Consider the following 19502-nt stretch of genomic DNA (forward strand, 5'->3'; position numbering starts at 1 on the left):
TGTAGCAAATCGTAGATGAGCGAATGGTGGCATTTGGCTATTGCTGTTGTAAACGGATGTTTAGGCACAAAGGCGCGGGGCTGGACCTCGACTCAGTAGGGCCTGAACGTGGCTTGCTGCTTATTCGTCCCGAAAACGCGGTGTTGGTGTTTGAAGAGCAACCCATGAGGCCGATAGGCATCACCGCGCGTATCCCGCCGCCTTGAGAACGCCATTCAAGCCCGCCGCGCCATCAGCAACACCGTCGCCGCCGCAGACAACAACCCCGCGCAGCAGCGATTGAACAACCGCTTGCCCCGTGGCTCGGCGAACCAGCGGCGCATGTGCAGGCCCATATAGGCGTAGAGGCTGATGGCGATCCATTCCAGCACCAGGAACAGTGCGCCGAGCAGGGCGAACTGTGGGGTGATGGGCTGGCCGGGCACCACGAACTGTGGGAGGAAGGCGGTGAAGATCAGGATGGCTTTCGGGTTGCCCGCCGCTACCAGAAACTCCTGACGCGCCAACTCCCATATTCCTACCTTGGCCGTAATCGATTCGTCCTGCGCCTGCGGATCGGCCCGCCACAGTTGCAACGCCAGATAGAACAGATACGCCGCACCGACGATCTTGATCGCGTAGAACAACAACTCCGACGTTTGCAGCACCACCGCCAACCCGGCGGAGGCGAGGGCGATCATCCCGGCGAAGGCGAGCAGGCGGCCGATGCCGGCGAGGCAGGCGGTGCGGTAGCCGTAGCGCGTGGCGTTGCTGACGGACAGCAGGTTGTTGGGACCGGGTGCCATGTTCAGGGCGAAGCAGGCAGGTAGGAAGAGGGCAAGGGTGGTGAGGTCCATGGCGGTTCCGGGTTCTGGCGGGGAGGGTCGAGGATAAAGGGGCTTGAGGGGGGAAGACAATCCATGTCCTAAAGTTTGCCCCCTTGACGTCGATAACCGCTGTGAACCACTCAATCATGGACCGATGAAATGGTACTTACCCTCAGTTCTACCTATATCCCGCCCGCCAATACCCACCTTACGCCTGCCGACCAGATACTCGTGGCCAAGCCTCTGACGGACCTCGCGAAGGACGCCGTGGCCAGCGCCGGCCCGGCGGCTGTCTACCATCCCAGCGCAGACGCTGAACCAATGCAGTCGCTGGAGGCTATCGATACGTGGGTCGGCCGCTCCGCATCACGGGCGCTTCCTCGGATCATCGAGATCGCCAAAGGCGCGCAAAGCGTGCTGAACGTCACGTTCAAGACATTCCAGTCAACGCTCGCGGCGACTTATCCGGATTTGGCCGGCACGAAATACGGCTTTACGGTGGAGGCCGATGGCGCGTTGAAGGTGCTCAATGAAGCCGGTCAGCTCAGCAGTTCGCAGACTCAGCGGCTGACCCTGCTGCTTAATCAATCCAAGGATCTGAAAGCCGCCGCCATTACGTTCCGCGATGCATCTATCGATATGGTCGATGCTGATTCGCCGTGGTCCGGGAACTACCTGGGCCGCTACAGCCTGACCAAGGAGAACTTCGCCGCCACGATTGACCTGGTGCCATTGTTCAACAAACCAGGCTCGGTGCCTCCTCAGGAGTATGCCGACGGCTTTTTTTTCAGCCAGTTGGAGTACAAAGGCGAACTGGCCACGCGCGAGACGGAAACAGCGATGTTTGAGCGTCGCGGCGCGCAGGGGCTTGCATCGCTCTACTGATGGGGCTTGCGCGCCACTCTCAACGCACGGATGAAACCCGCGTTCGTGCGTCTTTTGCGCCTGCCTGAAGATCGAGAACGGCTACCCGAGCGGCCTCATCAGCGTCAGAAACTGTACTTCGCCGTCACCCCAAAGCTGCGCGGGTTGCCGTAGGTGTCGTTGGAGCCCCAGATCGTGCTGTTGCCGATCGCCGAGTAGTAGGTGCGGTCGAAGATGTTGTTGGCGTTCACTTGCAGGTCCAGGTGCTGGTTCACTTGGTAACCGGCCATCACGTCCGCCACCGCGTAGCTGCCTTGCTCCAGGCGATAGCTGCCGTTGGTGAGGGCGATGTCGTTGTACATGCGGCTCTGCCAGTAGACGTTGCCACCGATGCGCAGTTTTTCCAGCGGGCCCTGGAAGCGGTAGGACGTGGTGAGTTTGAACAGGCGCTCCGGTGTATCGGAGCTGAAGCGCTGGTTGTCATTGGCCGGGTCGCTGTCCTTGATGAAATGCGCGCGGGTGTAGGTGAAGCCGCCGCCGACTTGCCAGTTTTCGGTGAGGGCGCCTTGCAGTTCCAGGTCGATGCCCTGGCTGCGCACCAGGCCGGCGGCTGCGTAACAGGTGAGCACCGGGCAACCGGCCTGGGTGGCGGCGGTGGTGGCGCGGTTTTTCTGGTCGATCTGGAACACCGCCAGGCTGGCGTTGAGCGCACCGTTGAAATATTCGCCCTTGATGCCGACTTCGTAGTTTTCGCCCACGATCGGTTCCAGCACCTTGCCCGAGAGGTCCTTGCTGCTTTGCGGGTTGAAGATGTCGGTGTAGCTGGCGTAGACCGAGTGGTGCTCGTCGAGGTCGTAGATCACCCCGGCGTAGCGCGTCAGGTTGCGGGTGACTTTGTAGTCGCCGTCCTGGCTTTGGCGATCGTCATAGTCGTACCAGTCCAAGCGTGCGCCGAGGATCACCTTGAGCGGGTCGGCCAGGTTGAGGCGCGTGGTCAGGTAGACGCCGTCCTGGGTGGTGAGGGTGTGGGTTTTGCCGTTGCGCTGGAAGTCGGGTTTGGCGCCGTTGAGCGGGTAATTGGTGTCGTAAGGGCTGTATTCCTTGGAGGTGGCGTCGTAGATGCGTTTGCTGGTGCCGACCACCACTTCGTGGGTGCGGCCGAAGGCGTCGACCGGGCCGCTGGCGAAGGTGTCGAAGGCGTACTGTTTGTCGTCCTGATGCGACTGGTAGGCGGTGCGCGCCAGCTCGGTCTGGTAGCGCGATTGGTAACTGCCGGTGAACACGCCGTCCAGCTGCGACGCGGAGCCGGCGACGTTGAGTTTCCAGCCATTGTCGAAGCGGTGCTGGACGTCGCCGAATACGGTGTTGATCGTCAGCTCCTTGTTTTCCCAGTCGCTGCCGGGGTTGGTGGAGCGGGGCAGGTTCAGGTGATGGCCGTCGGTGCCGATGGGCAGGCCGCCCCAGAAGAAGTTGGTCTGGTCTTCCTGCCGGGAGAAACCGAGGGTGGCAGTGGTGTCTTCGCTGAGGTCGGCTTCGCTGATCGCGTAGAACAGGCCGTGGTCGCTGGTTTCGTTGTCGCGGAAGCTGTTGGCGTCGCGGTACGAGCCGACGACGCGGCCGCGCAGGGTGCCGCTGTCGTTCAAGGCGCTGGAAGCATCGAGCTCCATGCGATAGTCATCCCAACTGCCGGCCGCGCCGGTGATCGACACCTGCGGCGTAGCGGTGGGGCGCTTGCGCACGAAGTTGATCGCCGCCGAAGGGTTGCCGGCGCCGGTGACCAGGCCGGTCGCGCCGCGGATCACTTCGACCCGGTCGAACATCGCCAGGTTGGGCTGCATGCTGTTGGTGTAGCCCGAGTAGGCGCTGGGTAGACCATCGAACATCATGTTGTCGATGTCGAAGCCGCGCGAGCTGTAGGTCTGCCGGCCGGGGCCGCTGGACTGGCTGAGGAACAGGCCGGGGGTGTTCTTGACCACATCGTTGACGCTGGTCATGGCCTGGTCGTCCATGCGCTGGCGGGTGATCACGGTCACGGCCTGCGGGGTCTCGCGCATGGTCAGCGGCAATTTGGTGGCTGTGGCCATAGCACCGGTGGTGTAGGACTGGGTGCCTTCGGTGGTCTCGCCGAGTGCCTGGCCGCTGATCTCGGTGGCGCCCAGTTCAAGCGGTGCCGCTGCCTTTTCGGTATCGGCCGCCAGCGTTGTCTGGGTGCCGCTGAGGCAAATGGCCAATGCCAATAGGCTGGGTGAAAAACGCGTACCGACAGGTTGTTGAACGGACATGAATCTGAGCCTCCCCCGAGCGCCATCCATGGCGAATAATAAACGTATTGATAATTATTCGCGTAAGTGTGGCAGATTGGATCCGCGCAAAAAAGACTTGGGGGAGAATTGCTTAACAACTTTTTCACATCTGTCGGGGGGACAGATCACCTTCCCAGCGCGAAATCATCCGCCGCTGCGTGGGCTCGCGGGCGCCAATGGGCTGGCGCTCAAATCGACGGCACCGCGAAAAAAGTCGCTGTCAGAATTCCATTCGCAGGCCCACGGTGCCTTGTCGGCCGTTGAGCATCTGGCTGTCCAGGTTGCGGTTATAGCCGACTTCGCTGTACAGGCTGACGCCCTTGGCCACCTCCAGCGTGGCGCCCAGACTCAGGCCCAGGGTGGTGGATTTCTGTTCGGTGTCGATGTCTGTCACACGGTTAAAGGTGACCGTGTTCTGCCCGGCGGCGGTGTGCCAGATATTGGCCCGCGCGTAGGGCTGCAACGGCAGGCCACGAACCTGATAGTCGCCGCGCAGGCGTATGCCCAGGCGCGTGGTGACGTTGGTGTCGGCGTTGTAGGCCACGTCGGAGATGCCATCGTTCTGACTGTCCAGTTTGGTTCGGCTCAGGATCAATTGAGCCTGCGGTTCAACCACCCAATCGGCGGTCATCTGGAACGGCCTGCCGACCTCGACGGATGCGGCGACGTTATGCCCGCGGGTTTTCATCTTCACCCCACGGTCCGATTCGTTATTGCCATCGAAACGGGTGCCCATCAGCACCAGATCGAGGTAGGCCTGGTTGGCGCCGATCAGTGTCCAGTAAACGCCCAGGCTGTCACCGCGCAAGGTGGTGTTGCCAGCGGCCTTGTCTTGCCAGCCGCCGTTGAAGCCTTTCACGTCACCTTTCAAGCGACTGTGGCCGACGAAGAAGCCGACTCGCTGCACCGCGCCGTTGGCGGTAGCGCTCGCGTACACGTCGGTACCGATCTGGAAGGCGGACATCGAACTGTCCAGCGTCGGGCTCACCGTGCCGGCAAAGCTCTGGCGGCTGCTGTTGCCATACACACGCCCCCAACCGGCAGGAAACGCACCGGTCTGCTGTTGTTGGCGCTGATCGCCCATGCGTTCGTGATAGGTGCCCAGCATGGCCTGTACGATTTGTTGCGCGGCAGGAAACAACACCGCGTAGATCGGTACTTCCGGGCGATAGATCGGGATCGGCGTGAGGCCCGGATTGGTCGGCAGTTCAGGGGTGCCCACCACCGGTTCGGGGAGCGGCGTCACCGGGCCCGGCAGCGGCGCCACCGGCACTGAAGAGCGCAGGTAGTAGTTTTCGCCCGTGCCCGCGTTGTCGCCCCCTTTGAACAGGTAGTAGTCGAAGGCGCCTGCGGAAACCCGGTTTGCCAGGGTGAACTGGGTGCCGACGCCGCTGGCGCCGTTGATTGCGCGGACCACCTGGATGCCGTCCTGCACGGTTTCGGCCCCCGGCCCGGCGAGATTGGTCACGCTGATAGCGGTGGTGCCGCTGATCTGGCCCGTGCCGATCACCAGCAAATCGCTGGGTGAGCCGTCGCTGCCCAAGACGCTTTGCAGGGCGAGTCGGCCAGCGTTGCCGTTGTAGTTCCCGTTCACTGTCAGCGTGTCGGTGGCGCTGGTACTGCCGATGGTCATGTCGATCAGGCCGCCGTTGTTCAAGGTGACGGATTGGCCGGCGGTAAAGGGGTCGATCGAACCGTTGGTGACAGTCAATTTGCTCGAGCCGTCGAGGCTCATGATGCCGCTGCCGGTTGCGCTGTCGCCCAGCACGAAGGCACCGCCCAGCTTGAGGTCCGAGCCGTTATCCAGCAGCACCTGTTCCCAGCCGGTATAGCGTGCGGGGACGTCGGTCTGCGTATTGTCGAATGTGAGCGTGTCGTTACCCAGGCCACCATCCACCAAGGGGTTGGAGGACAGCGACGTTTCGTTGAGGTTTTTCAGCAGCGCGGTGTCGTCGTCGGCGCCCATGACGATCAAGCCGTTGACCTTGCCGCCATCGCGCCAGATCAACTGGTCCTTGCCGAAACTGGCGAGGATTTGCCCGTTGACCGTGCCGCCGCTGACTTCAATCAAGTCATCGCCGCCGCTGGTGCTGATGTTGCCGCCGATGTAACTGGTGCCCGAGACGAGAATATGGTCATTGCCGAACCCGGTGACCAGATTGCCCAGGATGGTGCCGCCTTGCATGTCGAACACGTTGTTATCGAGCTTCATATCGACCCGGCCAATGGTGCCGCTTCTCATCGTGGCTTGGTCGCCATCTTCAAACGCCCCGGTGATGACCCCGCCGCTCATGTTGAAGGTGTCCAGGCCATCGCCCTGGGCCAGGGAAGCGATGGTGCCGCCGCTCATGGCAAAGCTGTCGATGCCGCCGCCTTGGCTTATTGCACCCGCTTGCCCGCCGGTGATCTGCACCACATCCGCGCCTGCGCCTTGGGCGACCGAGCCAGTGACGGTGCCCAGGTTGAGGCGGAAAATATTCGCGCCGTCGCCTTGGTTCAGCGCACCGTTGAGCGCCGCCGTCGGCCCGTTCACGTCCACCAGGTCGTTACCCGCACCAAAGGTGACATTGCCGTTGATGGCGCCGCTGCCACTGATATTCAGGGCGTTGTTGCCACCGGTGTCGGTAAACCCCGGTGCCGAGGCACTGTCGCAGGTGGAGATGTCGTCGCCGGCGCTGTTGTTGATCGTGCATGCGCCATAAGAGGGGAGCGGCCACGCCGTCACGGCGATGATTGAGCTGATGCCCAGGTACCACAAAGAAGGTGTTGGTGCGCGCATGACCCGTCCTCGTTCGAAGGGAACATCTCCCGGCACCTGGACAAGCAGGTGCGTTCGGACCATGGCAACAACGAACGATACGGATCAGGGAGTACCGGTTACCCGATTCTGAAAACATCGGCCAATGCAAAGGGTTGGCATGGCTTTCTCGACTGCGCCTTAAGCAGTGCAGGTTTTTTGCACCTTAGTCGCACATCAAACGGGCCGCCACTGTCAGAAATAACAGGTATAGACGAGTGGGCTTCTAGACGAACACGATCTCATAGGGCTCGCGCATCCGCTCCAGCAACACCTGGGCGAGCATCGGCGCGAGCCCGATCTCCGGGTCTCCGGCCAGTTGACTGGCATAGGCATGGGCCGCATGCAGCTTGCGCGCCACGCTCCAGGTGTCGAGGCGCACCTTGCGCGCACGCTGCCAGGGGATCATCGAACCTTCGCGCGCCGTCCAATGCCAGGCCCAGATCGGCAGCTCATACAGACGTGCCCCGACCAGGCTGCATGCCTTGGCGCTGGCACGGCCGACGGCGTCGTGGTCGGCGTTGCCGTCGTTGCGCCAGGTGCTGAAGACCACATCGCCGGGCTGTAGATATCGGGCGATGAGTTGGCTCATGGGGTGTTCGCTGGCGGCCAGCGCGTCATCGCGAAAGCCGCCGCGAATCCACTTCAGGCTGTGCAGCGGCATGCCCAGCCGGCGCAGCGCTTCGACGCTTTCCTGGGGCCGCACCACGCTCAAGCGCCTCGCCGGCCAGACATTCGAGCCGGGGTGGCTGGCGCTGCCGTCGGTGATGGAAATCAATAGCATCGGGTGTTCGAGGGTGCTCAGCCGTTGCAGCAAACCGCCACAGGCCAACACTTCATCGCCGGGGTGGGGCGCGATGATGACCACCCGCGCACCCGCAGGCACCAGCGAGTGAGGGTGAATGGCGGGGATTTGCGCCAACTGCGGGGCACTGTTCCAGATCTGCGCTGGGCCGCGGCGGCTTTCGCTGAGGGAGGCGGGTTTCATGGCGGGCACGTCCTTGTCAATTGATGCTGGGTCGTAGCCCGTGGACGGGACGACGCTCTTTTTAGTCGCCGCAGGCTCCGCTGCAGCGATTGCTCGGCATTTCAATCCTGGATTGCCGGCAAGGCGTCCTCAGCATAGACAAGGATTCGCTGCTTTCACATCTTGTAACTTCGATTTTTTTTAACGGCCCCGTCTCAGGCCGCTCAACGCAGGCCCTCATGGGTGGCGACCGACGTACCGTCGCGGCTCCAGAGGTCGAGCAGGAAGTCACTGTCGTGGTGCCGCGCAACACACGGCATGGCCAGCCGTTGCTCGAGCAGCGCATGCACTTGGGCGGCGGTTTGCGGGCAGCCGTCGATCGGCGCGCGCCAGTGACAGGCCAGCAGTTGACCGTCGTCGCTCAGCGCGGCGAGGGCGCAGTCGATCAGGCGGGTGAGGTCATCGGCGTCGAGGTAGTAACACAGCTCGCTCAGGACGATCAGGTCGAAGCGGCCGTCAGGCCACTGTGCGGGCAGGCGACTCTGCTGCACCTGGGCATGGGGAAATCCCATCAGACGTGTCTTGGCCAGGGCCACTGCCGCGGCCGCGGTATCGCAGCACACCAGGCGGTCACAACGCGGCGCCAGTTCGACGCTCAGTTCACCATTGGCGCAGCCGGGCTCAAAAATCGCGGCGTAACGCGGGCGGGTCAACAGCGCCAAGGTCAGCGCGCGCTTGCGCCGCTCGTACCAGCGTTGACGGAAGGCCCAGGGGTCATCGTTGTCGGCGAACAGCCGATCAAAATACGGTGTCGCCACGCTCATACAAACACCACTTCAAAAGGCTGCAGCAAACGCTCGACGACATACGGTGCCAGCACCGGCGGCAAGCCGATCTGCGGATCGCCCTCCAATTGGCTGGCGAACGCGTGGATGGCATGGCGCTTGCGCGCGACGACTTGGCAACTCAGCGGGAGTTTGCGCGCGCGATGCCACGGTACCTGGCTGTCTTCCGGGGTTGCCCAGTGCCAGGTCCACACGGGCAACTCGTACAGGGTCGCGCCGACCGCCAGTGCGGCACTGGCGCTGGCGCGGCCGACGGCTTCATGGTCGCAGTGGCCGTCTTCGCGCCAGGTGGTGAACACCACGTCCCTGGGTTTGAGGTGGCGCTCAATAAACGCGGCCAACTGCGCTTCGCGGGCGGCGACCTGGCTGTCGGTAAACCCGGCGCGCAGCCACTTCAACCGGTGCAGCGGCAAGCCGAGGCGGTGCAAGGCCTGGGCCGACTCCTGCGGGCGCACCACGCTGAGGCGCTCCACCGACCAGCGCCGCGAACCGGGGTGACTGGCGCTGCCATCGGTGACAGAGATCAACTGGATCGCCCGACCCAGTGCGGCCAAGCCTTGCAACAGGCCGCCGCAGCCCAGCACTTCATCGTCCGGGTGCGGTGCGATGATCACTGCGCGATGCCCTTCGGGCACCAACTGTTCGACGCTGATCGGCGCCAGTTCGGCCATGTGGGACGAGGTCTGCCACTGATGCAGCGACGTGCCCTGGCCCACGATCGGATTGGCTTTCATAACTGCCACCTCCCAGGTGGCTCGGCGGCAACCTGTTCACCGAGGGCGGCCAGGTCACGCTCGGCATGGCTTTGACGTACATACACCGGCAGGTCCGCCATCAGTTGGGCAAAGTGCGGATCTTTGCAAAAAGGCCCCGCACCGGCGGCGCGACCGACGTGGCGCATGACCTGTTCAACCGTGTCTTCGAGAGACGCGCGTACCTGTTGGGCCAGTTGCCTGGCATCGGCCAGCGGGGCGCGGTCGATCTGCCGCGCACTGGCGCGCAACACGCAGGCGGCACTGTTCAAGGCGCTGTCGACCGCGCCGAGGTGGGCCAGGGCATGCGGTTCCGCACGCCTGTTGCACTGCTCGCGCAGCACTTCAGCCAGGCGTTGCGCCGCGCCATACCAGCACGCTGCGATACCGACGGCGCCTTGCCAGAAGCCGGGGCGGGCGAGGTAGTCGCCGGGCCTGCCGATGGCAATCCCGCTGGCCGCCTCGAACAGGACGTCGACACTGCCGGTGGCCGCCATGCCTACCGCCTGCCACCCCTCATCGGTCACGCAGATGCCGGGCTGGCCCATCTCCACTGCGACCAATTGCTGGCGATCCTCCTCGTCCCAGGCGGTCAACAACCCATGGCTGACCACCGCCGCCCCCGAACACCAGGCTTTACGCCCCTGCAGCACCAGACGATGGCCGTTGCGCCGCGCCCGCACCCTGGCCGTCGGCGGTTCTGCCGCCCACATGCCCCAGAGGCTGCCCTCCGGCGGCAAGGGGCTGCGCAGCTCGGCAATGATCGCCAAGGCATCGGTGTGACCTTCGAACAACTTGCACAAGCGCAGGTCGTGTCCGGCGACCTGGGCCAAGCGGCTGAACCGTTCGAGGGTCTGGCCGCTGCCGGGGAGCGGCAGGCGGTCCAGCCCCTCGGCCTGCAGCGCCTTCAAGGCCGCGCCCAGGGCCTGCGTGTCCGCATAGCCTTGGTAGCCTTGAAGGAATCCATGCAGGCCCATGTCACACCTCTTCGTCGTGCTGCAGTTCAAACAGCAGCAGCGAGCGCCCGGTGACCGCGTACTCATGGTGGAAATCAAAGCGTTCCTGCCCGCGTATCGTCGTGTCATGGGTGTCGAGCATGCAGGTCCAGAACTGGCCTTCCGGCACGGGGGGCAGGCGGAAATTGACCAAGTCGTGATGGGCGTTGACCACCAGCAACAACGTGGCATCGCCACCCGGACGGCGAATCCCGGTCTCCTGGGCGCGGCCATCCATCAGCATGCCCAGGCAACGGCCGTGACTGTCTTCCCACTGTTCGGTGCTCATCTCGTTGCCATCCGGCGCGAGCCAGGTGACGTCCTTCACGCCGATGTCTTCGTTGTAGTCGCCCACCAGGAAGCGGCCACGGCGCAGGATCGGGTACGTCATGCGCAGTTTGATCACGCGCTTGACGAACTTGAGCAGCGCCTTGCCGTCATCGTCCAGCTCCCAGTTGACCCAGCCGATCTCGCTGTCCTGGCAGTAGGCGTTGTTGTTGCCGTGCTGGGTGCGCGCGAACTCATCCCCGGCCACCAGCATCGGCGTGCCTTGGGCGAGCAGCAGGGTGGCGAAGAAGTTGCGCATCTGGCGCAGGCGCAGGGCGTTGATTTCCGGGTCGTCGGTGGGGCCTTCGACGCCATGGTTCCAGGACAGGTTGTTGTTGCTGCCGTCCTGATTGTTTTCGTCGTTGGCTTCGTTGTGCTTGTCGTTGTACGACACCAGGTCATGCAGGGTGAAACCGTCGTGGGCGGTGATGAAGTTCACCGAGCTGTAAGGCCGGCGGCCACGGTGGTTGAACATCTCGCCGGATGCGGTCATGCGCCCGGCGAAGTCCGCCAGCTGGCCGTCATCGCCTTTCCAGAAGGCGCGCACGGTGTCGCGGAAGCGGTCGTTCCATTCCACCCAGCCCGGCGGGAAGTTGCCCACCTGATAGCCGCCGGGGCCACAGTCCCAGGGTTCGGCGATGAGTTTCAACTGGCGCAGCACCGGGTCTTGACGGCAGGCGACGAGGAAACTGTGGCGCTCGTCGAACCCGTCACGATAACGGCCGAGGATGGTCGCCAGGTCGAAGCGGAAACCGTCGACGTGCATCTCGGTGGCCCAGTAACGCAGGGAGTCGGTGACCATCTGCAGCACGCACGGGTGACTCAGGTCGAGGGTGTTGCCGGTGCCGGAATCATTGATATAGAAGCGCTTGTCGTCCGGCATCAGGCGGTAGTAGGAAGCGTTGTCGATGCCGCGCATGGACAGGGTCGGGCCGCGCTCGTTGCCTTCGGCGGTGTGGTTGTAGACCACGTCGAGAATCACTTCCAGCTTGGCTTCGTGCAGGTGCGCGACCATCTCCTTGAACTCGGCGATCTTGCCGCTGGCCAGGTAGCGCGGGTCCGGGGCGAAGAAGGCGATGCTGTTGTAGCCCCAGTAGTTGGTCATGCCTTTTTCCAGCAAATGCTGGTCGTTGACAAAGGCGTGTACCGGCAACAGTTCCACGGAAGAAATACCCAACTGGCGGATGTGCTTGAGCAGATCGTCTTCCATCAGCCCGGCGCAGGTGCCGCGCACGGCCTCGCCGACCGAGGGGTGACGCATGCTGATGCCACGCAGGTGGGTTTCATAAATGATCGTTCGGTCCCATGGCACGCGCACCGGTTGGTCGTCGCCCCAGGTGTGCGCTGGGTCGATGACCTTGCACTTGGGCACGAAGGGCGCACTGTCGCGTTTGTCGAAACTGAGGTCGTCGTCGGGGTGGCCGATGGTGTAGCCAAACAGCGCCTCGGACCATTTGAGTTCACCCACCAGCTGTTTGGCGTAGGGGTCGATCAGCAATTTGTGGTGGTTGAAACGGTGGCCGTTGGCCGGGTCATACGCGCCGTACACACGGTAGCCGTAAATCAGCCCGGGGTGGGCGTCGGGCAAGTAGCCGTGGAAGATTTCATCGGTGTATTCGGGAAGTTCAATACGTTCCAGCTCGACCACGCCGGCGTTGTCGAACAGGCACAACTCGACTTTGGTGGCGTTGGCCGAGAACAGGGCAAAGTTGACACCCAGGCCGTCCCAGGTCGCCCCCAGGGGGAAGGGCAAACCTTCGCGAATCCGCGATGGTTCGTGGGCCGGGGGGGCCTGTTTTTTATCGGCTTTGCTCATTGTGTTGCTCCTGCATGGGTCTTTTTTCGGGCCGAACGTAGCCCTGCTGACGAGGGGTCAGCTAATAATCGGGCAAGTGGCTGACCTCCGGCCGGGGTTGCCGGCCGGAGGTTCATGACGGCACAGGGCTTACGGCTTGGGCTTTTTTGTGGCCGCCGGCTTTTTAGCCGCCGGCGTGGCCGGTTTGCCTGCGGCCGCTGCCGGCGGCTTGGCTTTTGCTGCCGGCTTGGGCGCGGTTTTCGGTTTGGCGGCGGGTTTGGGCTTGCTGGGCGTCAGCGCTTCGGCTTCTGCCAACTTGCGGGCCATTTCCCAATGGCGCGCATCCTGACCTTGCGGCTTGCCCTCCGATTCCCAGATCTGATACGCGAATTCGCGAACACGTTTGTCTTCAGTACTCATCACAATGTTCCTCGCAGAAAATTTCAGCTTGATTGATCATCAGGATCGATAAAGACGTTGACCGGGAAATCCCCCAGCGCAGTGCTGATCAACAGCTCCTTGTCTGGTGTGACTGCGCGTGTATGAAAAAGTCCCTTCCAGTTTTCGGTTGGCGCGGCGAACGGTAATTTCACTCGGGTATCGCCCCAAACCCGCGCATTGACCTGGGGATGCACACCGTTTTCCAGCAGGCGATAGGGCCAGCGCGGCACCACCACCAGTGCGCGTTTGCCGTGGTATTCGCGGCAGAACGCGACCACGTGCTCGGCGTGTCGACCGACCACGTCCAGGGGCGTGTAGCTGCCCCGATGGAACAGTTCAGGATGGGCCTTGCGCAAGGCCAGCACCTGGGCGATCAAGGCTTGTTTGATACGCCCGTCCCGCCAGTTGAACAACAGCTTGCCGATGTCCGGTGGGGTATCCAGCGCGTGCTGCCGTGCGTTGAAATCCACCGGGCGGCGGTTGTCCGGGTCGACCAGGCTGAAGTCCCAGAACTCATTGCCCTGGTACAGGTCCGGCACACCCGGCACTGTGACTCGAAGCAAGGATTGCGCCAGCCCATTGAGCGCGCCAGCGGGGGCAATCGCTTGGGCGGCGGCGCCGATGGCGGTGCGCAGTGCGCGGCCTGCGTCGCTGAGCAGCAGGCGCGTGAGAAACGTTTCCACGCCCTGTTCGTAAGCCTCGTTGGGCGCGCTCCAACTGCTCTGCAACTTGGCTTCGCGCAGGGCCTTTTGTTGCCATTGCCAGAGGCGTTGTTGATAGGCCTCGAGTGCCGGCCGGTCGTCCAGGTGCAGGTCCAGCGGCCAACTGCCGAGCAGTACCTGATAGAGGATCAACTCATCGCCTGCCGATGGGCTGCTGGCGTCGTTGCGCAACGGCGCGGCGAGGCGGCGCCAATGCGTCACCTGTTCGGCATACCACCCTGCGCACTCACTCAACACGGCGAGGCGGGCGCGGCTGTCTTCACCGCGTTTGTGGTCGTGGGTGGCGGTGGCCAGCAGGTTGTCGGGGAACGCCTGCAAGCGCTGCTGATTGGCCGCGTGAAAATCGGCCAGCGGTGCGCTGAACTGTTCGGTACTGAAGCCCACGTCGTTGCGCGACAGCAACACCGCCGAGCGATAGAACGCGGTGTCTTCCACGGCTTTGGCGGCGGCCGGCGAGGTCAATTGCTGGAAGCGCACGCAGGCATGCTTGAGCAGCTTGCGCTCGCGGCCGAGCGGGCGATTGCGCCACGGTTGGCCGCCCAACCATTTTTCCAGGTTGTCCAGCACCGGCCAGTCGCCTTCGCTCAAGGTGCTGCGCGCGCCCGCCAGGGCTTGCAGGAAAAACGTGTCGTCGCGTTCGCTGCGGCCACAGGCGCTGATGTAGGTACGGTACACCGGGAAATGCACGATCAGTTCCTGCAGGGCGCGGCGGATCGCGCCGAGGGTCAGGTCGCGGCTCATCACGTCGTCGCGGGCCACTTGCAGCAGGGCCTGGGCCACGCTTTCGAAGTCGCCGGCAAGAGAACCGTTGAGGATCTGCCGGCGCGCCAGCCAGGCTTCTTCGATAAAGGCCGACGGCCGTTCGCTGTGCCGGGTCCACAGCTCGGCCAGCGTTGCGAAGCCTTGCGGGCGGTGTTGCAGCAGCGACAGCTGGTTCATGAATTCGTAGCCGGTGGTGCCGTCCACCTGCCAGTCCTCGCGCAGGGTTTCGCCTTCGCCGAGGATTTTTTCGACGAAAATCGGCAGGTGACGCTCGGGCGACAGCGTATCGACCCGCCGCCGCAGCTTGCGGCAATACCCGCGTGGGTCGGCCAGCCCGTCGATATGGTCGATGCGCAGGCCATCGACCAGCCCCTGGCTGATCAACTCGAAAATCTTGCCGTGGGTGGCTTCAAACACGGCACTGCGTTCTACGCGCAGGCCGCCCAGATCGTTGACATCGAAGAAGCGCCGCCAGTTGATATCGTCCGCCGCGGTGCGCCAACTGGCCAGGCGATAGGCCTGTTGCTCCAACAGCCCGTGCAGGCGCTGGAAACCTTCTGGCTGACGTGCGTCGAAGGTGCCCAGCCGCTGTTCGATGGCCTGCCGCACGGCGTTGTCGGTGGCGCGTTCGGCCAGGGCTTGTTTGAGCCAGGCCGCTTCGGCGTAGGCATCGCTCTGGTAGGCGAGGGTGCTGAAGCGGTCGGCGAGGGGCTTGAGCAGTTCATCGGCGCCCAGAATCGTCGCGTAATCTTGTGGGCAGATCGGGAAGCGGTGTTCGTAGTGCTCGACGGAAAAACTGCCATGCGCGGCGTCGAAGTGCAGGGTCAACGTGCCGGCTTGCAGGGCTTCGCCGTAGTCGCAGCCGAGGAACGGCACGAGCAATTGGCCCTTGAGCAGCGGGTCGGGCGAGTGCCATTGAATGTCGAAAAATTCGCAGTAGGGACTCAACCGGCCCCACTCCAGCAGGTCCAGCCACCAGGGGTTATCGGCGCCGCCCACGGCCATGTGGTTGGACACGATATCGAGGATCAGCCCCATGTCGTGTTCGCGCAGGGCGGCCACCAGGCGGCGCAACGCCGCTTCGCCGCCCAGCTCCGGGTTGACGGTGGTGGGGTCGACCACGTCATAGCCATGCATGGAACCTGCGCGGGCACTGAGCAGCGGTGAGGCATACAGATGGCTGATGCCCAGCCGGGCAAAGTACGGCACCAGAGCCACCGCGTCATCGAGGGTGAACCCTTTATGAAACTGCAGGCGCTGGGTAGCGCGCAGGGGCAGAGCCTTCATCGGTCACGCTCATGGGCTTGATTGCGCGCCACCGCCAGCAGTTCCAGGCGGCGCGCGGCCCCCGCGTTGTCGAGCAGGCTCGCCGCCTCACCCGGCAGGCGGCGGCGCCAATTGGGGTGGGTGTCGACGGTGCCGGGCAGGTTGGCTTGTTCTTCGAGGCCCAAGGCATCTTCCAGCGGCAGCAGCACCAGCGGCGCGCGGGTGTGGCCGAGGTAGCGCACGCTGGCGTCGATCATGTGGTCGGTTTCATTGCGCACTTCATCGACGAAGTTCTGCGGGTCCTGGCTCAAGGCCTGGCGCAGTGCCTGGCGTTCGCGCAGGCGGTGCTCGCGCCATTGCTCCGTGGTGGGCGCGTCGATCAGGCCGAGCTGGACGTTCCAGTCGATGTCGCGGCTGTGCCACCAGCCATTGAGGGTTGGCAGGTCGTGGGTGCTGGTGGTGGCCAGGGCGTTGTCCGGCCAGTCGAGGATCGGCTTGAATTGGCCATCATGACCCTGTTCGAACAGCAGCACGCGCATGCCCAGAATCGAGCGGCCGATGAGTTTGTCGCGCAGGCCGTCGGGCACGGTGCCGAGGTCTTCGCCGAGGACGATGGCCTGGTGGCGGTGCGATTCCAGCGCCAGCAGACGCAACAGATCGTCCACCGGGTAATACAGGTAGGCGCCGTCCTGGGGCGAGGCATCCATGGGCATCACCCACAGGCGTTGCAGGCCCATCACATGGTCGATACGCAAGCCGCCGGCGTGGGCGAAATTGGCCCGCAGCATCTCGATAAACGCACGGAAGCCATGGCGCTTGAGGCCTTCCGGGGCGAAGGCGGAGATGCCCCAGCCCTGGCCGGCGCGGTTGAGAATGTCCGGCGGCGCGCCGACGGTCAGGCCGGCGAGCAATTCGTCCTGGCGGCTCCAGGCCTGGCTGCCGCCACCGTCGGCGCCGACGGCCAGGTCGGCGATCAGGCCGATACTCATGCCACTGCCTCGGGCGGCTTGTTGGGCGCGTTCCAGGCAGCGCGCGATCAGCCATTGGCCGAAGGCGTAGAAGCCGATGTCCTCGCGGTTTTCCTCGGCGAAGCGCAGGAGTGCCGGGCTTTGCGGGCTGCGCCATTGCTCTGGCCAATGGCGCCAGTCGAGGTCTTCGCCAGCGGCGGCGCGCGCGGCCTGGACCGCTTCGAAACGGCAGTGGTTCTCCAGGGCTTCACCGCCCGCTTGGCGGAAACTGAGGAAGTCGGCGTGTTGCGGGTGTTGACCGTGGCGGAAGTCGTCGTACAGGGCACGCAACAGGCGGTGTTTGGCCTTGGCTGCGGTGGGCCAGTCGATCAGGGTGTGTTGTTCGAGGGTGTGCAGCTCGTCGGCCAGACCGCAGGCCTCGATGGCATTGCGCACCTGGCGCTCACCCAGGATGCAGCCGGGCGATGCGTACAGGCTATTGAGAAACAGGCGGCTCGACGGCGAGTACGGGCTGTAGCGCTCGGGGTCGGCGCTGAACATCGCGTGCATCGGGCTGATCGCCAGGGCGTCGGCCCCGCGTTCGGCGGCCGAGCGGGCCAGGTGTTCCAGCGCCAGGGTGTCGCCGAACCCGCCGTCGCCGAGGCGGCGCAGGGCGTACAACTGGGCGCTCAGGCCCCAGGCACGTGGGGTTTGACTGTCGACGGCATCGGCGACGCTGTAGCAGTGACGAGGGGCCACGGCCAGGGTGAAGGCCTGGTCGGCGATATGCACTTGGTGGTAGCCGAGGGCGATCACGCCGGGCAGTACTGCGTTGCCGTCGAGGCGTAATTCGAGGACTTCGCCCTCCTCGAGGCTGACCCGGCAGACGGTGTCGGGCGCGAAGTAGCGCGCCAGGTCCAGGCCTTCGCCACTGTCGACGGTGAGCAAGGGCGGCAGGTGTTTGTCCTGTTGCACTTGCTCCAGGTCTCGCAGGCTGGCGCCGATCTCGGCATCGCTGTCGGCCGGGTGGCCCAGGCCTTTGAGGACGGCGCGCAGGGCGTCCGGTTTGACACGTTGCGGGCGGCCGTTTGCGTCGATCCAATCGACCGCCAGGCCCGCTCGGCCGGCGAGGATTTCCAGGTTCGCTTCGCTCAAGGGTGCTCTCCAACAGGGGATAGGGTAACGCGTGCGCTGAAGGGCGCCAGGTGCGCGTGGTCATGCGCTGGCGTTTGGAACAGCACATGCTGCGCAGCGGGGTGATCCAGGGCCGTGGCACTCAGGTTCAGGTCGATCTGTAACAGGCTGCCGTTGCCCAGGCGCCAACGCGCACTGACAGCGCGGTCTGCCAGCACCTGCGCACCGAGGGCCACGCTGCCGGGCAGGTGCGGCACGATATGCTGGTGGCGCAGGCGCAGCAGGTGGCGATAGAACTCGGTGTGTTCGTTGGCGGCGAACGACGGCGCCGATTGCTCGAAGGTCGGCAGCGCGTTGGGATCGGGAATCCGCTCGCGCCGCTCGGGGTCGTGGAACGCGGCGAAATCGGCGAATTCATTGCGACGTCCTTCGCGTACCGCTTCAGCCAGTTCGCCATGGTGGTCAGTGAAAAACAGAAACGGCTCGCTGGCGTTGACTTCATCGCCCATGAATAGCAACGGGATCATCGGCGACATCAGTAGCAAGGTGGTCGCCGCCTTCAGCGCCTGGGGCGAACACAGTTGGTGCAGGCGTTCGCCGAGGGCGCGGTTGCCGATCTGGTCGTGGTTCTGCAAGAACGCCACGAAGGCGGTGGGCGGCAAGCCGCTGCTGGGTTCGCCGCGTGCATGCCCGTGGCGCGTGGTGTGGCCCTGGTAGACAAAGCCGTCGCTGAGGCAACGTGCGAGTTTGGCGGTAGGCGCTTGGGCAAAGTCGCTGTAGTAGGCATCGGTTTCGCCGGTCAGCAGCACATGCAATACGTTGTGGAAGTCGTCGTTCCATTGCGCATCGAAATCGTGTTTCAGCAGGCTGGCCTGGTTCAGTTCGTTTTCCAGCACCAGCCAAACATGACGACCGATGTCGACCTGCTGGCGCACCCGGTGCGCCAGTTCCCGCAGGAAACCGGGGTTGTCGATGGCGTGTACCGCGTCCAGGCGCAGGCCGTCGAAGCGGTAGTCGAGCAGCCACATCAGGGCGTTGTCCAGAAAGAAGTCCCGCACTTCACGCCGCGCGAAGTCGATGCCGGCGCCCCATGGCGTATGCACATCTTGCTGGAAGAAGTCTTTGGCGTACTGGCCCAGGTAGTTGCCATCGGGGCCGAAGTGGTTGTAGACCACGTCGAGCAAGACCGCGAGCCCGTGTTCATGGGCGCTGTCGATCAGATGCTTGAGCTGTTCGGGGCTGCCGTAGGCGGCGTGCGGCGCGTAGGGCAGCACGCCGTCGTAGCCCCAATTGCGCTCGCCGGGGAATTGCGCCAGGGGCATCAACTCAATCGCGGTAACGCCCAGTTCGGCCAGGCGTGGCAGGTGCTGCTCGACGGCTGCGAAGCCGCCCAGCGCGCCGACATGCAGTTCGTAGATCACCGCTTCATGCCAGGGGCGGCCCTGCCATGGGTGGTGTCGCCATTCATAGGCGAGCGGGTCGACCACCAGGCTCCAGCCATGCACGTCCGAGGCCTGGGCCCTGGATGCGGGATCGGGGACATCCATTTCCCCATCGATGTTGTAGCGGTAGCGCGTGCCTGCGGGGCACTTTATCTCCGTTTCGAACCAGCCATTTGCCTGGGGCAGCATGGCGACCGAGCGGCCATCTTGCAATTCAACGCTGACATAAAACGCGTCGGGCGCCCACAAGGCGAAACGCGTGTGTTGCGCGTCCAGCATGATTGCGCCGTGGGGCCAGGTTTCCAGAGTCCGTAACGGCATCTATGAAGACCTCCCT

The 19502-nt window shown here is 64.0% G+C and carries 13 protein-coding genes; 1 reads left to right on the forward strand and 12 read right to left on the reverse strand.

Annotated features, from left to right (window positions below):
• Window positions 1-215 precede the first annotated feature (215 nt).
• Window positions 216-836 carry a LysE family translocator gene (locus INT12_RS17590; RefSeq protein ID WP_046486052.1) on the reverse strand — a complete coding sequence of 207 codons (621 nt, stop codon included), beginning with the start codon at window positions 834-836 and terminating at the stop codon, window positions 216-218.
• A 129-nt stretch (window positions 837-965) separates the two neighbouring features.
• Here INT12_RS17590 and INT12_RS17595 point away from each other — a divergent pair, with 129 nt between their 5' ends.
• Window positions 966-1691 (forward strand): hypothetical protein, encoded by a 726-nt coding sequence (locus tag INT12_RS17595; RefSeq protein ID WP_193058948.1) that lies wholly within the window; start codon window positions 966-968, stop codon window positions 1689-1691.
• Between the two features lie 104 nt (window positions 1692-1795).
• Here the strand turns inward: INT12_RS17595 and INT12_RS17600 are convergent, their stop codons facing one another.
• The 11 genes from INT12_RS17600 to treZ all read right to left on the reverse strand — a co-directional run bounded on the left by INT12_RS17600 (window position 1796) and on the right by treZ (window position 19486).
• Window positions 1796-3952, reverse strand: coding sequence for a TonB-dependent siderophore receptor (locus INT12_RS17600; RefSeq protein ID WP_193040351.1), 2157 nt, complete (start codon window positions 3950-3952; stop codon window positions 1796-1798).
• 241 nt (window positions 3953-4193) lie between these two features.
• Complete coding sequence (locus INT12_RS17605; RefSeq protein WP_193040350.1) at window positions 4194-6752, reverse strand: autotransporter outer membrane beta-barrel domain-containing protein; 2559 nt, start codon at window positions 6750-6752, stop codon at window positions 4194-4196.
• 244 nt (window positions 6753-6996) lie between these two features.
• A complete protein-coding gene (locus tag INT12_RS17610) occupies window positions 6997-7758 on the reverse strand; it encodes a PIG-L deacetylase family protein (protein ID WP_017846401.1) in 762 nt (253 codons plus the stop codon).
• 203 nt (window positions 7759-7961) lie between these two features.
• Window positions 7962-8561, reverse strand: coding sequence for an SAM-dependent methyltransferase (locus INT12_RS17615; protein ID WP_046383600.1), 600 nt, complete (start codon window positions 8559-8561; stop codon window positions 7962-7964).
• The gene (locus INT12_RS17620) at window positions 8558-9316 is read right to left on the reverse strand and encodes a PIG-L deacetylase family protein (protein WP_017846399.1); all 759 of its coding nucleotides are present in this window, start codon (window positions 9314-9316) and stop codon (window positions 8558-8560) included. Before INT12_RS17620 ends, INT12_RS17615 begins: the two co-directional genes overlap by 4 nt.
• Window positions 9313-10311 carry an acyl-CoA dehydrogenase gene (locus INT12_RS17625; RefSeq protein ID WP_046486060.1) on the reverse strand — a complete coding sequence of 333 codons (999 nt, stop codon included), beginning with the start codon at window positions 10309-10311 and terminating at the stop codon, window positions 9313-9315. The genes INT12_RS17620 and INT12_RS17625 overlap by 4 nt, the downstream gene beginning before the upstream one ends.
• 1 nt (window position 10312) lies before the next feature.
• Complete coding sequence (gene glgX, locus INT12_RS17630; RefSeq protein ID WP_193040349.1) at window positions 10313-12472, reverse strand: glycogen debranching protein GlgX; 2160 nt, start codon at window positions 12470-12472, stop codon at window positions 10313-10315.
• 129 nt (window positions 12473-12601) lie between these two features.
• Window positions 12602-12871 (reverse strand): DUF2934 domain-containing protein, encoded by a 270-nt coding sequence (locus INT12_RS17635; protein WP_017846396.1) that lies wholly within the window; start codon window positions 12869-12871, stop codon window positions 12602-12604.
• A 23-nt stretch (window positions 12872-12894) separates the two neighbouring features.
• Window positions 12895-15663, reverse strand: a complete 2769-nt coding sequence (locus tag INT12_RS17640) for a malto-oligosyltrehalose synthase (RefSeq protein ID WP_193040348.1) — start codon at window positions 15661-15663, stop codon at window positions 12895-12897.
• Window positions 15660-17744 (reverse strand): 4-alpha-glucanotransferase, encoded by a 2085-nt coding sequence (gene malQ, locus INT12_RS17645; RefSeq protein WP_193058949.1) that lies wholly within the window; start codon window positions 17742-17744, stop codon window positions 15660-15662. Before malQ ends, INT12_RS17640 begins: the two co-directional genes overlap by 4 nt.
• Complete coding sequence (gene treZ / locus INT12_RS17650; protein WP_026139954.1) at window positions 17741-19486, reverse strand: malto-oligosyltrehalose trehalohydrolase; 1746 nt, start codon at window positions 19484-19486, stop codon at window positions 17741-17743. The genes malQ and treZ overlap by 4 nt, the downstream gene beginning before the upstream one ends.
• Between the last annotated feature and the right edge of the window lie 16 nt (window positions 19487-19502).

Source organism: Pseudomonas sp. K8 (assembly GCF_014889455.1).
Taxonomy (GTDB): Bacteria; Pseudomonadota; Gammaproteobacteria; order Pseudomonadales; family Pseudomonadaceae; genus Aquipseudomonas; species Aquipseudomonas veronii.

What these genes read in the sequence shown, in the direction of transcription:
- treZ (WP_026139954.1), bottom strand. Translation starts at nt 19,486, where the DNA reads ATGCCGTTACGGACTCTGGAAACCTGGCCCCACGGCGCAATCATGCTG.
- INT12_RS17620 (WP_017846399.1), bottom strand. Translation starts at nt 9,316, where the DNA reads ATGAAAGCCAATCCGATCGTGGGCCAGGGCACGTCGCTGCATCAGTGG.
- INT12_RS17640 (WP_193040348.1), bottom strand. Translation starts at nt 15,663, where the DNA reads ATGAAGGCTCTGCCCCTGCGCGCTACCCAGCGCCTGCAGTTTCATAAA.
- INT12_RS17615 (WP_046383600.1), bottom strand. Translation starts at nt 8,561, where the DNA reads ATGAGCGTGGCGACACCGTATTTTGATCGGCTGTTCGCCGACAACGAT.
- INT12_RS17600 (WP_193040351.1), bottom strand. Translation starts at nt 3,952, where the DNA reads ATGTCCGTTCAACAACCTGTCGGTACGCGTTTTTCACCCAGCCTATTG.
- INT12_RS17595 (WP_193058948.1), top strand. Translation starts at nt 966, where the DNA reads ATGGTACTTACCCTCAGTTCTACCTATATCCCGCCCGCCAATACCCAC.
- glgX (WP_193040349.1), bottom strand. Translation starts at nt 12,472, where the DNA reads ATGAGCAAAGCCGATAAAAAACAGGCCCCCCCGGCCCACGAACCATCG.
- INT12_RS17590 (WP_046486052.1), bottom strand. Translation starts at nt 836, where the DNA reads ATGGACCTCACCACCCTTGCCCTCTTCCTACCTGCCTGCTTCGCCCTG.
- INT12_RS17605 (WP_193040350.1), bottom strand. Translation starts at nt 6,752, where the DNA reads ATGCGCGCACCAACACCTTCTTTGTGGTACCTGGGCATCAGCTCAATC.
- INT12_RS17635 (WP_017846396.1), bottom strand. Translation starts at nt 12,871, where the DNA reads ATGAGTACTGAAGACAAACGTGTTCGCGAATTCGCGTATCAGATCTGG.
- INT12_RS17625 (WP_046486060.1), bottom strand. Translation starts at nt 10,311, where the DNA reads ATGGGCCTGCATGGATTCCTTCAAGGCTACCAAGGCTATGCGGACACG.
- INT12_RS17610 (WP_017846401.1), bottom strand. Translation starts at nt 7,758, where the DNA reads ATGAAACCCGCCTCCCTCAGCGAAAGCCGCCGCGGCCCAGCGCAGATC.